This is a genomic window from Lentzea atacamensis (assembly GCF_003269295.1).
In the GTDB taxonomy this organism is placed as follows: Bacteria; Actinomycetota; Actinomycetes; order Mycobacteriales; family Pseudonocardiaceae; genus Lentzea; species Lentzea atacamensis.
Window position 1 is genome coordinate 123,931 of sequence record NZ_QLTT01000001.1, and the last position, 13,850, is coordinate 137,780.

Annotated in this window: 17 protein-coding genes; 14 read left to right on the forward strand and 3 right to left on the reverse strand. The window is 69.9% G+C overall.

The genetic code is table 11. The features are described 5' to 3' along the window. Nucleotides 1–41: 41 nt before the first annotated feature. From C8D87_RS00605 to C8D87_RS00655, 11 genes are all read left to right on the forward strand, one after another. Nucleotides 42–623 (forward strand): RNA polymerase sigma factor, encoded by a 582-nt coding sequence (locus C8D87_RS00605; protein WP_109637027.1) that lies wholly within the window; start codon nt 42–44, stop codon nt 621–623. Next, nucleotides 620–1,879 carry a hypothetical protein gene (locus C8D87_RS00610; protein ID WP_112225125.1) on the forward strand — a complete coding sequence of 420 codons (1,260 nt, stop codon included), beginning with the start codon at nt 620–622 and terminating at the stop codon, nt 1,877–1,879. Before C8D87_RS00605 ends, C8D87_RS00610 begins: the two co-directional genes overlap by 4 nt. A gap of 4 nt (nt 1,880–1,883) precedes the next feature. Then, on the forward strand, nt 1,884–2,414 hold the full coding sequence (locus C8D87_RS00615) for a GNAT family N-acetyltransferase (protein WP_109637025.1): 531 nt from the start codon (nt 1,884–1,886) through the stop codon (nt 2,412–2,414). An 18-nt stretch (nt 2,415–2,432) separates the two neighbouring features. Next, on the forward strand, nt 2,433–3,209 hold the full coding sequence (locus tag C8D87_RS00620) for an arylamine N-acetyltransferase family protein (protein WP_109637024.1): 777 nt from the start codon (nt 2,433–2,435) through the stop codon (nt 3,207–3,209). Between the two features lie 39 nt (nt 3,210–3,248). Continuing rightward, complete coding sequence (locus C8D87_RS00625; RefSeq protein WP_109637023.1) at nt 3,249–3,761, forward strand: YflT domain-containing protein; 513 nt, start codon at nt 3,249–3,251, stop codon at nt 3,759–3,761. Nucleotides 3,762–3,836: 75 nt separating this feature from the next. Continuing rightward, nucleotides 3,837–4,526 (forward strand): hypothetical protein, encoded by a 690-nt coding sequence (locus tag C8D87_RS00630; RefSeq protein ID WP_233441835.1) that lies wholly within the window; start codon nt 3,837–3,839, stop codon nt 4,524–4,526. 63 nt (nt 4,527–4,589) lie between these two features. Next, nucleotides 4,590–5,345, forward strand: coding sequence for a TetR/AcrR family transcriptional regulator C-terminal domain-containing protein (locus C8D87_RS00635; protein ID WP_112225127.1), 756 nt, complete (start codon nt 4,590–4,592; stop codon nt 5,343–5,345). Next, nucleotides 5,342–6,235 carry an NAD(P)H-binding protein gene (locus C8D87_RS00640; protein WP_112225128.1) on the forward strand — a complete coding sequence of 298 codons (894 nt, stop codon included), beginning with the start codon at nt 5,342–5,344 and terminating at the stop codon, nt 6,233–6,235. Before C8D87_RS00635 ends, C8D87_RS00640 begins: the two co-directional genes overlap by 4 nt. A gap of 4 nt (nt 6,236–6,239) precedes the next feature. After that, nucleotides 6,240–7,025, forward strand: coding sequence for an HAD family hydrolase (locus C8D87_RS00645; protein WP_215732120.1), 786 nt, complete (start codon nt 6,240–6,242; stop codon nt 7,023–7,025). A gap of 67 nt (nt 7,026–7,092) precedes the next feature. Continuing rightward, nucleotides 7,093–7,323 carry a YciI family protein gene (locus C8D87_RS00650; protein ID WP_109637019.1) on the forward strand — a complete coding sequence of 77 codons (231 nt, stop codon included), beginning with the start codon at nt 7,093–7,095 and terminating at the stop codon, nt 7,321–7,323. Between the two features lie 7 nt (nt 7,324–7,330). Next, a complete protein-coding gene (locus C8D87_RS00655) occupies nt 7,331–8,581 on the forward strand; it encodes an RNA polymerase sigma factor (protein WP_112225129.1) in 1,251 nt (416 codons plus the stop codon). Here C8D87_RS00655 and C8D87_RS00660 read toward each other — a convergent pair. After that, the gene (locus C8D87_RS00660) at nt 8,578–9,168 is read right to left on the reverse strand and encodes a LysE family translocator (protein ID WP_112226187.1); all 591 of its coding nucleotides are present in this window, start codon (nt 9,166–9,168) and stop codon (nt 8,578–8,580) included. The genes C8D87_RS00655 and C8D87_RS00660 overlap by 4 nt on opposite strands. Before the next feature lie 44 nt (nt 9,169–9,212). Beyond that, nucleotides 9,213–10,838, reverse strand: coding sequence for an FAD-dependent oxidoreductase (locus C8D87_RS00665; RefSeq protein ID WP_112225130.1), 1,626 nt, complete (start codon nt 10,836–10,838; stop codon nt 9,213–9,215). A gap of 87 nt (nt 10,839–10,925) precedes the next feature. Between C8D87_RS00665 and C8D87_RS00670 the strand changes: the two genes are divergently transcribed. The 3 genes from C8D87_RS00670 to C8D87_RS00680 all read left to right on the forward strand — a co-directional run bounded on the left by C8D87_RS00670 (nt 10,926) and on the right by C8D87_RS00680 (nt 13,025). Next, nucleotides 10,926–11,567 (forward strand): TetR/AcrR family transcriptional regulator, encoded by a 642-nt coding sequence (locus C8D87_RS00670; RefSeq protein WP_146771586.1) that lies wholly within the window; start codon nt 10,926–10,928, stop codon nt 11,565–11,567. Then, nucleotides 11,564–12,499 carry a serine hydrolase domain-containing protein gene (locus C8D87_RS00675; RefSeq protein WP_112225132.1) on the forward strand — a complete coding sequence of 312 codons (936 nt, stop codon included), beginning with the start codon at nt 11,564–11,566 and terminating at the stop codon, nt 12,497–12,499. The genes C8D87_RS00670 and C8D87_RS00675 overlap by 4 nt, the downstream gene beginning before the upstream one ends. A gap of 88 nt (nt 12,500–12,587) precedes the next feature. Beyond that, nucleotides 12,588–13,025, forward strand: a complete 438-nt coding sequence (locus C8D87_RS00680; RefSeq protein WP_112225133.1) for a VOC family protein — start codon at nt 12,588–12,590, stop codon at nt 13,023–13,025. On the opposite strand, the gene C8D87_RS00685 is transcribed toward C8D87_RS00680, so the two are convergent. After that, nucleotides 13,018–13,791 (reverse strand): helix-turn-helix domain-containing protein, encoded by a 774-nt coding sequence (locus C8D87_RS00685; protein ID WP_112225134.1) that lies wholly within the window; start codon nt 13,789–13,791, stop codon nt 13,018–13,020. The genes C8D87_RS00680 and C8D87_RS00685 overlap by 8 nt on opposite strands. Between the last annotated feature and the right edge of the window lie 59 nt (nt 13,792–13,850).

Sequence of the window (13,850 nt, forward strand, 5' to 3'; positions counted from 1 at the left end):
CACGCAGCACACTGTGCGGTGACGGCCCCAGGCGGAGTGTGATGACTGAGACGACCGAGCGTGCGGACGTGGGGCCGCCGCCGGACGCGCAACTGTGGGAACAGATCGCCCGAGGTGACCACGCCGCGTTCACCGAGCTCTTCGAACGCCACGCCGAGGCCGTGTGGAACTACGCCTACCGGCTGACCGCCTCCTGGTCGCAGGCGGAGGACCTGCTCTCCGCGACCTTCCTGACGGCCTGGCGCAAGCGCGGCGAGGCCCAGCTGGTGCGCGACTCCGCCCTGCCCTGGCTCTACACCGTGACGGCGAACCGCGTCCGCACCGAGTGGCGCGCGTCCCGCAGAGCGGTGCGGCTGGTCGCGAGGCTCGCCCCGCAGCACGAGCGCGACCACGCCGACGAGGTCGCCGCCCGCACCGACGCCCAGCGCCGCCTCGCCCTGGTGGTGGCGGCCATCGCGAAGCTGCCGCCGTCCGAGCGGGAGATCGCCCAGCTGTGCCTGCTCGGCGACGTCTCGACCGCCGACGCCGCCACGCTCCTCGGCATCGCCGAGTCGAGCGTCCGCGCCCGCGTCTCCCGCACCCGTGCCCACCTGCGCGAGCTGACCTCGGAGGACACGCCGTGATCGACCAGCTGCCCGAGAACCGCACCCTGCCCGACGACGTCCGGATGCGCGCCCGCCGCCGCCTCTCCGAGGGCATGGCTCCCGGCGCCCGCGCCGGCAGGCAGACCCTGATCGCCGCCGGCGTCAGCCTCCTGGCCGCGGGCGCGGTCTTCGCCACGCAGGCACTGCTCGGCGGCAACGCCGAGGTCGCCGGTCCGCCCTCCTACCCCGACAACGGCGAGCTGGTCGGCAAGGACCGCGCGGTGATCAACCACGTCGAACGCGGCAGGGTCGACCCGGACGTCCTGTCACGGTGCGTGGCCGCCGCCAAGGCCCACCCGCCTGTTTCGGCGTGGCAGACCATCGCCACCAGCCACAAGGCCGGCACGGTCCTCACCGCCTTCCGCGGCCCGACTGGAGTGTTCTTCTGCGCGAACACCGTCACCACGACCACGATCTCCAACCCGGACCCCGTCCAGCTCGAAGAGGGCCGCCGCAAGGTGAGGATCCTGTTCACCACGCCCAGCGGCACCATGGCGGGGCTGGTCTCGCCGGACGTGAAGTTCCTGAGCCTCGCCCGCATCGGCGACCGGGGCACCGACAACACCGGGCCCGCGCTGGTCGACGGGCTCTTCCTGGCCCCGAGCGGCTTCACCAAGGCAGAGAACGGCACGCAGGCGCTGGCCAACGGCGAGCACTTCGCCGTGCGGGGCGTCCCGAAACCGACCGCGTCCGTCGTCGACCGGCCGCTGCCACCCGCGGACCGCAGCACACCCGAGGCGCTCAAGCTCGCCGAGTGCGTGCGCGACCGGCCGATCCCGGACGCCGCCCAGTTCGCCCACACCCTCACCGTCCGGCTCAGCGCCACCAGCACCGTCCGGCTCGGCCGGTTCGGCGACCTGCTGCTCTACTGCATGGACCAGGGCAAACCGGTGAAGGGCAGGGTGCTCGACCGCGACGACCTGGACGAGGTCCGCGGCGAGACCATCGCCTCGGTCGGCGCCTTCTACGACTTCGCACCGGAGACGCTGCGGGAAGACGGGGAGGTGGACCACCTGGTGAGCAACACCGCCGCGGCCACCGGCCTGATCACCGATCCGCGCGTCGCGTCGATCACCTACACCCGGCCCGGCACGGCCGACCTGCCGGCCTCGATCGGCAACGGCACGTTCGTCCTCGTCGCGCCGCTGATCGACCGGCACCCCGACGCACGTGTCGTCGTGCGCGACGCGGCCGGCACGGTGCTGGAGACGATCAAGCCCGGGGACGTGCCGTAAACGGATGGACAGCGGCGTCAGGATCTCGGTTGTGGAGACCGAACGCCTGACGCTGCGCCCGCTGGTGCCCGACGACCTGCCGGAACTGCGGAGGCTGCACGGCGATCCCGAGGTGATGCGGTTCCTCGACCAGGACAAGCCGGAGGACGTGCTCGCCGACGACTGCTTCCGCGCGGCGATCGAGAAGTCCAGCGGCCGGTTCGTCGGCTGGTTCGAGTTCCTGGAGACCGGCGACGGCACGGCCGAGCTCGGCTACCGGCTGCACCGCGGGTTCTGGGGTCTCGGGTACGCCACCGAGGGCGGGAAAGCTCTGATCGAGCGCGGTTTCACGACCGGCGGGGTGCAGCGGGTCGTCGCCACCACGATGTTCGTGAACGCCGGATCGCGCCGCGTGATGGAGAAGTGCGGGCTGCGGCACGTGCGCACGTTCCACCTCGACTGGGACGAACCGCTGCCCGGTAGTGAGCACGGTGAGGTCGAGTACGCGTTGACCAGGGAGGAATGGCTGGCGGCCAGGAACCGTTCGAATTGGTGAACGTTAGGGGGAACGAACATGTGGCAGACCGATCTGGTCGATCTGGACGCGTACTTCGCACGCACGGGAGCGTCTTCGTCGAGTTCTCTGAAGGAATTGCATGAGGCGCACGTACGCGCCATCCCGTTCGAGAACATCGACGTGATGCTCGGTCGCGTGCCGTCATTGGACCTGGCCGACATCCAGGCCAAGCTCGTGGGCCGTCGCCGTGGCGGCTACTGCTACGAACACCAGCTGCTGTTCACCGCTGTGCTGGAACGTCTCGGGTACGCGGTCGCGCGGCGGATGAGCCGGGTGATGACCGGGCCGCGCACGCACTTCATGTCGATCGTGGACAATCACCTCGTCGACGTCGGCTTCGGCGCCGGGATGCTGCACCCGATGCCGCTGGTCGACGGCGCGGTAGTGGACCAGGCCGGGTGGCCGCACCGGTTGCGGCGCGTCGACCGGCGCTGGGTGCTGGAGAAGCAGTCAGCGGACGGCTGGCAGCTGCAGCACGCGTTCGAGGACGACGTCGAGCAGCAGCCCATCGACTACACGATGGCCAACTACTACGTCGCCACGCACGAGCGGTCGCCGTTCAGCCGCCAGCTGGTCGTCATGCGGCTCGCACCGGGTCTGAGCCGCCGTCTGGTCGGCTCCACGCTCACGATTGAACACGCGGGAGCGGAACCTGAGAATTCTCAGGTTGAAAACCTCGCGGAAACGCTGGAATCGCTGGACATCTCGCTTACCGAGAGGGAGCTGAGTCACATCGGCGCAATTCCGGGAACACCGGTGGGTGCGCGTTCGTAGTACTGAACATAAGGGGATCGCATATCGGAGGTGTTGCACATGACCACCGCGACTCCGTTCACCGCAGGAGCCACCAACGCCGCAGGCGTCAACGCTCTGCCCACCCCGCCCACGGGCTGGCCGATCGGTTCCTACGCGACCTACGAAGAGGCGCAGCGAGCTGTCGACCACCTGGCTGACAACGACTTCCCGGTCGCCGACGTCACCATCGTCGGCGTCGAGCCGATGATCGTCGAACGCGTCACCGGCCGCCTGACCTGGGGCCGCGTCCTCGGCGCGGGTGCCGCGTCGGGTGCCTGGTTCGGTCTGTTCGTCGGTCTGCTGCTGGGCCTGTTCTCGACCGGCGGCGCTCTCGCCCCGATCGTCACGGGTCTGGTCGTCGGTACCGTCTTCGGTCTGGCCGGTGCCGCGATCCGCTACTCGGCCCAGCGCGGCCGTCGCGACTTCGCGTCGACCACGCAGCTGGTGGCGGGCCGCTACGACGTCCTGAGCCACCCTCGCAACGCCGAGCGCGGCAAGGAAATGCTGACCACCCTGGCCTGGCGGTCATGAGCCGCTGACGGACCTGCCGGTTCAAGAGGAAACGCCGTCCCTTCCAGGGGCGGCGTTTCTGCATGCTTGCCCCCCGTGACTGGGGGAAGTGTGCGCGAGCTGGTGGCGACGCACTGGTGGCGGACGGTGCCGGCGGTCGCGGCGGTGATCATCACCGCCTTGGGCGACGTCTCGATGTCGGCCGTCCTTCCGACGCTGGTGTGGTGCGTGGCGCTGGCCCGCACCCGGCGGACCGGACTGATCGTCGGACTCGTCCTGCTGGGTTCGCTGGAGTGGTTCGTGGCGCCGCGCGTGTTGTGGTGGTCCGGGCCGTGGGTGCCTTCACCGCTCGACCTGTTGTGGCTCTACCCCCTGCTGGCGGCGCTCGTGTGCGAGACCGGTGCGGTGGTGGAACGCCGCCAGCCGGCCGGCGTCCTGACCCTGCTCGCCGTGGTGACCCTGGGCCTGCTGGCCACCGGGATCAAGGTGCTCGACCACGACTTCGTCAAGCCCGAGTCGGAGGGCGTGCTGCCAGGACCGTCCGGTGTGCGGGTGGTCGAGGGCGATGGCGGGTGCGGCTACTGCTGGCGCGACCTGGACGCGACGGGCGATCGAGCCGGCGAGGTGATGCGCGCACACCTCACGTCTCGGGGCTTCACCCCGGCTAGCCCGCTCGGTGCTGAGCGGATGTGCCGGCACACGGGCGTTTTTGTGCCGTATGTGGTGTGCGCTGAGCTGCGCGACAGGGCGCCGGGCAGCGTGCGAGTCACCTGGTACGTCGAGTGACACCCCATTTCCGTAGGACGTACGGTATTGTTTCCGTATGGCCTACGGAAATGGGGTGGACGGATGGCAGCCGAACGCAGCGGCGGGGGAGACCCGGCCAGGACGCTCGCGTTGCTCTGGCGCACGCCGCCGGAGCCGAAAGCGGTCGGCAGGAAGCCGAAGGTGAGCGTCGACCAGATCGTCGCCGCGGCGATCGCGGTGGCCGACCGCGAAGGGCTCGGCGCGATGTCGATGGCCCGCGTCGCACAGGAACTGTCGGTCGGCACGATGTCGCTCTACACGCACGTGCCCGGCAAGGCCGAGCTCATCGACCTGATGGCCGACACCGTGCTGCAGGAACGCGATCTCACGCCCGACGGCACGTGGCGTGAACGCATCAAGCACTACGCCGACCGCACACGCGCGGTCTACCAGGCACACCCGTGGATGCGTGACGTGTCGATGGTGCGCCCGCCGCTCGGGCCGGGACTGATGGACGGCCAGGAGTTCGTGCTCGCGGCGCTGGCCGACTCCGGTCTGGAGCCGCGGCAGGTGACCATCGCGCACGTGGCGGTCGAGGGGTTCGTCCACGGCGCGGCCGCGTCCGAAGTGGACGATCGGCAGCTCGAGGTCGTGACCGGTGAGTCCGGTGACTCGTGGTGGGGCTCGCGACAGCTGTTCTGGGACGACTACTTCGACGTCGAGCGCTACCCGACCATGACGAGCCTGTGGAACGCCGGCGCCTACGACATCGAGGGCACGCTCGCGGACAGCGTGCGGAAGTCGTTCGACTACGGGCTGGAGAAGCTGCTGGACGGAATCGAAGGGGGCATGCGATGACGATCCTGGTGACCGGCGCGACGGGCCACCTCGGCCGGTTGGTGGTGCGAGGACTGACGGGCCACGTGCGGGCGGTGACGCGCAATCCCGCCAAGGCGAACTTCCCGGACGGCGTGGAGGTGGTGAAAGCCGACCTCGACGACCCGGACAGCCTCCCGTTCGACGGCGTGGAGGTGGTGAAAGCCGACCTCGACGACCCGGACAGCCTCCCGTTCGACGGCGTGGACAAGCTCTACCTGTTCGTGCACCCGCCGACCGCGCAGGAAGTGGTCGACCGCGCGGTGAAGGCGGGCGTGCGCAGGATCGTGACGCTGTCATCGGGTGCGGTGACCTACGGCTACGACACCAGCCACCACCTGCCGGTCGAGCAGGCCGTCGAGGCGTCCGGCCTCGAGTGGACCCACCTGCGGCCCGGCGAGTTCGCGACCAACAAGATCGACCTGTGGGGGCCCTCGATCCGCACGGACGGCACGATCGTGCACCCCGACCCGGACGTGTTCGGCCAGCCGATCCATGAGGCCGACATCGCCGAGGTGGCGGTCAAGGCCCTGCTGGAGGACGGCCACGCGGGCAAGGCCTACAACCTGTCCGGCCCACCGCAGCTCACCCAGCGGGACATGGCGGCGGCACTCGGCGAGGCGCTCGGCCGCGAGCTGCGGTTCGTCGACGTCACGGCAGAGGAAGCGCTCGCCTACTACATGAGCGTCGGCTGGGAGGAGGAGATCGCCCGCTACATCCTCGGGCTAGGCGGCTACGAGGGTGGCGAGCCGGACGACTTCAGCGACTACGAGTTCGTGGTGTCGCCGGACTTCGAGGCGGTGACCGGCAAGCCGTACCGGACGTTCGCGCAGTGGGCGCGTGATCACGTCGCCGACTTCACCGCAGAATGACCGGGTGAAGCTGATCGCGACCGACCTCGACGGCACGCTGCTGCGTGACGACCGGACCGTCTCGCGCCGCACGCGCGACGCGTTGCGCACCGCCACCGAGTCGGGCGCCGAGGTCGTGTTCGTGACGGCACGGCCGCCGCGGTTCGTCGACGCCCTCACGACAGGTCTGGTGGGCACGGCGATCTGCAGCAACGGCGCGATCGTCTACGACATCGGCGAACGACAGGTCGTCGGCTCCCGTCCGCTGGCGGTGGCCGCCGCCCGCAAGGTGGCGGCCACGCTGCGGGAGGCGGTGCCGTCGGTCGGTTTCGGCGTCGAGACCGGCCACCACGTCAGGTACGAGCCGTCCTACGTGCTGCGCATGCCCGAGGACGCCGCCGCCGAGCAGCCGGTCGCGGTGCTCGACGACCTGTGGGCGGTGCCGTTCGTGAAGCTGCTGGCGCACTCGTCGGAACACAGCGCGGACTTCATGGTCGCCGCGGCCGAGACCGTCGCCGGCGGCGAAGCGCAGTTCACCCACTCCGGTGGCCACGGCCTGCTGGAGGTCAGCGCGCTCGGCGTGGGCAAGGCCGCTGCGCTGGCCGCTCTGTGCGCCGAGCGGGGCGTCGACGCCGCTGACGTCGTGGCGTTCGGCGACATGCCCAACGACCTGTCGATCCTGCGCTGGGCCGGCCTCGGGTACGCCATGGCCAACGCACACGAGGCCGTGCTCGCCGCCGCGGACCGTCGCACGCTCACCAACGAGGAGGACGGCGTGGCCGTCGCACTCGAAGATCTGTTCAGCCGCTGATCACCCGGTCGATTTCGGCACCTCCCGTTCGACGTCTCTGCAAGGGAAGAGAGAACGAGGAGGTCCGGTGCGGTTCATGGTGTTCGTCAGGAGCCCGAAACCGTTGGCGGCGCTGCACACCGACACCCTGCTGCGCGCGGGCGTCCTGCTCGACGCGGGCGACCTGGTGCCCCACGCGTTCGGGGTGTCCGGGTACTGGCTCATCGACGTCAGGAGCTGGGAGGAGGCCGTGGAACGCGTCCGGCGCATCCCCCTTCCGGCGTGCGTCGTGGAAATACGGGAGTTGCCTGTGGTCTGATGCCCCCATGGGGGCTACCACCTCGGTGCACCGCACCATCGACGCGGTCTGGCGGATGGAGTCGGCGAAGGTCATCGCGGCGCTCGCCCGGTACGTGCGCGACGTGGGCCTCGCCGAGGAGATGGCCCAGGACGCCCTGGTCGCGGCGCTGGAGCAGTGGCCGGCCGAAGGCGTGCCGAAAAACCCCGGCGCGTGGCTCATGACCACGGCCAAGCGGCGCGCGATCGACCAGATCCGGCGGCGGGAGAACTTCAACCGCAAGGTCGAGGAGATCGGGCGCGAGGTCCAGGAGGTCACGCCGGACGCCAGCGAGGGCATCGAGGACGAGATCGGCGACGACCTGCTGAGCCTCATCTTCACCGCCTGCCACCCCGTGCTGGGCACCGAGGCGCGGGTGGCGCTGACGTTGAAGATGCTGGGCGGCCTCAAGACCGAGGAGATCGCCCGCGCGTTCCTGGTCAGCGACTCGACCGTGGCCCAGCGCATCGTCCGCGCCAAGAAAGCCCTGGCCGACGCCGGTGTGCCGTTCGAGGTCCCCGAAGGCCCCGAACTGGCGACGCGGCTCGCGTCCGTCCTCGAGGTGATCTACCTGATCTTCAACGAGGGCTACTCCGCCACCCAGGGCGACCACTGGATGCGCCCCGAGCTCTGCGCGGAGGCACTGCGGCTCGGCCGGGTGCTCGCCGAGCTCGCGCCGAAGGAAGCCGAGGTCCACGGCCTGGTCGCGCTGATGGAGATCCAGGCCTCCCGCGCCAAGGCCCGCACCGGTCCCGGCGGTGAGCCCGTGCTGCTGCTCGACCAGGACCGCAGCAAGTGGGACTGGCTGCTCATCGGCCGCGGTCTCAAGGCCCTCGAACGGGCCGAGGCACTCAACCAGCCGCCCGGCCCCTACTACGTGCAGGCCGCTCTAGCCGCGTGTCACGCCCGCGCGCGCAAGGCCGAGGACACCGACTGGCAGCGCATCGCCTCGCTCTACCAGGTGCTCGCGCAGATCTCGCCGTCACCGATCGTCGAGCTCAACCGCGCGGTGGCGTTGTCGATGGCCTTCGGTCCCGCCGCCGGCCTCGCCCTGGTGGACGAGATCGCCGGCGAGAAGGCGTTGCAGGGCTACCACCTGCTGCCCAGCGTCCGCGGCGACTTCCTGGTCAAGCTCGGCCGGTTGAAAGAGGCGAAGGGCGAGTTCGAGAAGGCCGCCTCGCTCACCCGCAACGAACGCGAGAAGACGCTGCTGCTCGAACGCGCCGCCGCCTGCGACTAGGTGAGGGCGAGCTTCACGCCGAGCGCCGCGAACGAGGCGGCGAAGCACCGCCGCAGCCACACCATCACCCGCGGCCGGGACAGGACCTGGTCGCGCATCGACGCGGCGAAGAGCCCGTACACGACGAAGCCAGCGAACGTCATCGCCATGAACACCGCGCTCAGCTGCACCATCTGCGCCGGAGTGGTGGCGAACTGCGGCAGGAACGCCACGAAGAAGATCGTCAGCTTGGGGTTCAGCACGTTGAGCAGCACGGCGTTGACGATGATCTTCGTCGCCGACGCCCGCGGCGCGTCGGCGGAGACCACGAGCTCGCTCTTGTCCCGCAACGTGCTCCACGCCAGGAACACCAGGTACGCGACCCCGAGGTACTTCACGATCTCGAACGCCAGCGCGCTCGCGTGCAACAGTGCGGCCAGCCCGGTGACAGTGGCGACCACCTGCGGCACAATCCCGAGCGTGCAGCCGAACGCGGCGATCACGCTCGCACGCCGGCCGTGGGCCAGACCGGCGGACATCGTGTACAGCACACCGGTGCCGGGTGTGGCGACCGCGATCAGCGTCGTGATCAGGAATGCGAGGCTCATGCCGATCACTGTGCCGCCGGATCGGTCCAATTGGCAGAGCCAAATCAGGCGTGCTGAAATGGTCCAATTCTCGGGATCGGGTCCGTGTGGGCGACCCTGCGGTCCAGGTCGGCCTGGAGGAGGTCGAGCTGGATCGGGGTGCCGCGGTAGGCGATGTGGCCGTCGGGCCTGATGACGTACGCGGTGTCGTTGCTGTATCGCTTGTGCGCGCTGCCGTCGGAGTCGGTGAGCGCGCCGGCGCCGTCTCGCATCGACACGATGTGGGTGTGCACGGCTGCGCCGTACCGGTTCTCCAGTGTCGCCGCGAGCGCGAGCGCGGGTGAGGTGTCCGCGTCGCGGGTGAACAGCAGCACCGTGTAATGCGTGCCGCGCAGCAAGGTGAACAACCGCTGCCCGCCCACCACGACCTCACGTGCCCGGTCGCCCGGCCGGGGGCCGTGCCGCATCGGGCCGTCGTGGGAGTTGAGCGGGCTGTCCGGGTAGCCGACGCGCAGCTGGGAGAACAGACCCGCCACCAGGCGGCGGAACGCGGGCCGCGCCACGGCGTGGGGGAGCAGCCGCGGCTGAAGTGCCCGGACCAGCCGGGCGAGCGGGTGCTGGGCGGCCGCGATCGAGAAGCCCCGGTCGGTGGTGCGCAGCAGCTGGGTGGCAACCGGGTGTCGTTCGGCGGAGTAGGAGTCGAGGATGCCGGCGTGAGCGTGGCCGTGTTCGACGGCGGCGATCTTCCACGCCAGGTTGTACGCGTCCTGGATACCGGTGTTCATGCCTTGGGCTCCGGCAGGGCTGTGGATGTGCGCGGCGTCGCCGGCGAGGAACACCCGGCCCTCGCGGAAGCGGGGCACGCTGCGGCGGTGCAGCCGGTAGCGAGCCGTCCACGAGGTCTCGGCGATCCGGGCGGGAACGGACGAACGTTGATCCATGAGCGTTTGCAGGTCGGCGAGCGTCGGTGCGTTGTCCGTGTCGTCTCGCGCGCCGGCGGGGACGCTGCCGAAGATGCGGAACCGGCCCGGTCCTGGCATGGCCCAGGCGGCGAAGATGCCGTCCTTGGCCGGGAAGATGTACAGCTCACCGTCCGGCAGGTCCCAGTCGAGCCGTGCGTCGGCCTGGATGAACTCCTCGGCGTAGGTGGCACCTTCGAACGGGATGCCCACCGTTGAGCGCACTCTGCTGTGCGCGCCGTCGGCACCGATCACCCATCGGGCGGTGACGACTTCCTCCGTGCCGTCGGAGCGGCGCAGCCGTGCCCGGACTCCGTCCTCGTCCTGGTCGAGGTCCTCGAAGACGACCCCGCGTTCGACGGGCACGCCGAGGCCGAGCAGGTGCTCGGTGAGCAGGCGTTCGGTGAGGTCCTGCGGAATCATCTGCGGATCCGGATAGGCCGTGTACAGGTCCGACTCGCCCGACAGCTGCGCGCCGAGGTCGAACCGGAACGGCCGTCCCTTGATCACCGCGGTGAGCTGGTCGGCGGGGCGCCCTGCGCTCAGCACCTGCTCGACGACGCCCATGTCGTCGAACACCTCCAGCGTGCGGCTCTGCACCACCAGTGCCCGCGACGTGACCGCGGGTCTGCTCTGCCGGTCGACGACCCGCACGGCGAGGCCGCGTCTGGCCAGCTCGGCTGCTGCGGTCAGGCCCGTCGGTCCGGCGCCCACCACGAGAACCGTTGTCATCGTTTCCTCCGGATCTTCTCTCGACTGACCGGTCGGTCGAGTGGAAACGGTAGACCGACCAGTCAGTCGAGGCAATACAATTAACCGGTGCAACCGTTGAGCCAGGGATCAGGTCCGATGGGCAAGGAAGCGACCACCGAGCAGCGCCGGGCGCAGATCCTCGCCGCGGCCGCGGCGGTCTTCGCCGGCAAGGGATTTCACAAGGCGCGCATGGACGACGTGGCGCGCGCCGCCGGTCTGGGCAAGGGCACGGTCTACTGGTACTTCGCCAGCAAGGAAGAGCTGGCCATCTCGCTCGTCGAGATCATGCAGGGCGTGATTCCTCGCCAGCTGGCCGACGCCGCCGGGGAGCCGGGTTCGGTGCGCGAGCGCATCACCGCGCAGATGAACCGCCTCGCGGAATCGCTGGCCGCCAACTCCGACACGGTCCTGCTGACGTTCGAGATGTACTCGCTGTCGTACCGCGTGCCGGAGATCAGGGCCTACTTCATCCGGTTCTACACCGAGCTGACAGGCCAGTTCGTCCGGCTGCTCGAACAGGGAGTCGCCGCCGGCGAACTGGCCGAGGACACCGACGTGGAGACCGTGGCGAGGACGCTGGTCTCGGCGGTCGACGGCCTCAGCGCGCGCTGGGCGCTGGCCCCGGAGGACCACGACCTGCGCGCGAACCTGGCCAGCACGGTCGCGCTGATCCTGGACGCGGTGACGGCGAAAGCGAAGGGCGAATGATCTCCCGGCTGTGCCAGGACATCCAACGCGAACTGGAAGCCGATCCGCGCTACCGCCACACGAGTCACCTGCGGGTCGAGGTGGCGGGCGAGCTGGTGCACGACGCCCACCTCCACGGCCCGGCGGTGGCCGAGACCTTCTCCATCACCAAGTCCGTGCTCTCCACCCTGGTGGGCATCGCGATGGCGGACGGCCTGGTCACCGACCTCGACACACCGCTCGGGCAGGTGCTCGACATCCGGGGCACCCCGGCCGAGCGCCACACCCTGCGCCACCTCCTCACCATGACCCGAGGCTGCGAGACCGCAGGTGAATGGGACGTCGACGCCGTCCTGGCACGACCGCACGGCTGGATCAGGCACCTGGCCTCGGCGCCGCAGCTCACCGCGCCCGGCGTCCGGTTCGAGTACGACGGCGTGGCGGCACACCTGCTCAGCGCCGCCTTGACCGAGCTCGTCGGGCGGCCGCTGGCCGGCTACGCGGCGGAACGGCTGTTCACCCCGCTGGGCATCAGCGACTGGGAGTGGTCCACAGATCCCGACGGGATCGCCGTCGGGTGGGCGCACCTCCGCCTGTCCGCCGGCGGACTGGGTGCACTGGGACGGCTGTGGCTCGACGGCGGCCGTCTGCACGGGACGCCCCTCGTCGATCCGGGCTACGCGGCCCAGATGATGCGACCGCAGAACCAGGGCGGCTCTCCAGAAGGGTGCCCGTTCGGCTATCTCATGTGGATCGACGAGCACGGTCCGTTCGCCGGTGGCTGGGCAGGCCAGCACGTCACCCTGATCCCCGAAGCCGACGCGGTGATCGTCACCACCGGCGATCCCCGCTTCGACCCCGGACCACCACCGCGTGCCGAACTCCCCGACGACTGGAGGCCGGCGCGTGACCTGGTCACCGCGCGGCTCGTGCCGGCCCTGCTGGCACGGTGAGCGGATTTCGGTCGCAACCCCGGCGAGAGTGTCGAAATGCCACCACCGGCTCCGTCCCAGGGGTACGAGCAACGAGGAGGCACACGAAATGGCAGTCAAGGCCATGCACCACGTCGGCATCACCGTCACCGATCTCGCGGCCGCGGTCGCGTTCTTCGAGGAGCTCGGCCTGGAGCTCGAAGGAAAGATGCACATGGAGGGCTCGTTCGTCGACGGCGTCATCGGGCTCGACGGCTCCCGCAGCCAGATCGCGATGCTGCGCACCCCGGACGACCGGTACCGGATCGAGTTCAGCGAGTTCCAGGCGCCGCAGAGCATCGACGGCAGCTCGCACGCACCGATTCACGCCCTCGGCCTGCGGCACATCGCTTTCGTCGTGGACGACCTCGACGACACCCTCGCCCGCCTCCGGCCGCACGGCGCCGAGCTGGTGCGCAACGTCGAGACGTACCAGGACATCCTGCGGACCTGCTACGTCCGCGGCCCCGAGGGGATCCTCGTCGAGCTGAGCGAGTTCTTCAGCTGAGCGCCCGCGCGTACGCCGTGGGGGAGACGCCGACGGTCTGGGTGAAGTCGCGCACGAGGTGGGCCTGGTCGCTGTAACCGAGATCAGCGGCCAACCGCGCCCACTCCACCTCGGACTCGGCGCGTTCCAGCGCCTCGTGGATGCGGTAGCGCAGGATGACCCACTTCGGGCTCACCCCGACGTAGTCCGCGAACAGCCGTTGCATCGTCCGCACCGCCACACCCTCGGCGCTCGCGAAGTCCGCGACCCGCTGGATCTCCCGGTCGTCACGGATCCGCTGGACCAGGTCCATCGCCAGCGTCGCCTGCGGATCCTCGTGTGGCCCCATCGTCAGCAGGAACCGATCGAGTGCGGCGACGCGCCCGTCCTCGTCCTCCTCGCCCAGCACCAGCTCCGCGGGAACGTCGGTGAGCCGCACGTGCCGGCCGGTCCAGTGCGACACCGGCTCGGCGCGGAACGGCCGGAACCCGCCGGGCCGGAACTGCACTCCCGCGACGGCAACCCGGCCGTGCAGCGTCCGGCTGAAGAGCCCGAGCCCGACACCGGCGATCTCCGGGTGCGCGTACCCGTGTTCGAAGACGAGGTTCACGGACGGATGCGGCACCACGTGCGAGGTGTAAGGCGTGTCGAGCGAACCGTCGATCAGCCAGTAATGCTCCAGATACGGCTGCAGCTCGGCACAGGGCAGACGACGCCGGAACCGCACGCGGGCGAACAGCTCACGCGCGTCCACGATTCCCCTGGTGTCCCGGCGCGGCCCCTGCACGCCAGTGATCCTAGGTTGGCGCGTTTTTTCAAGAACGCCGAACCGCGCGGAAATAGCGT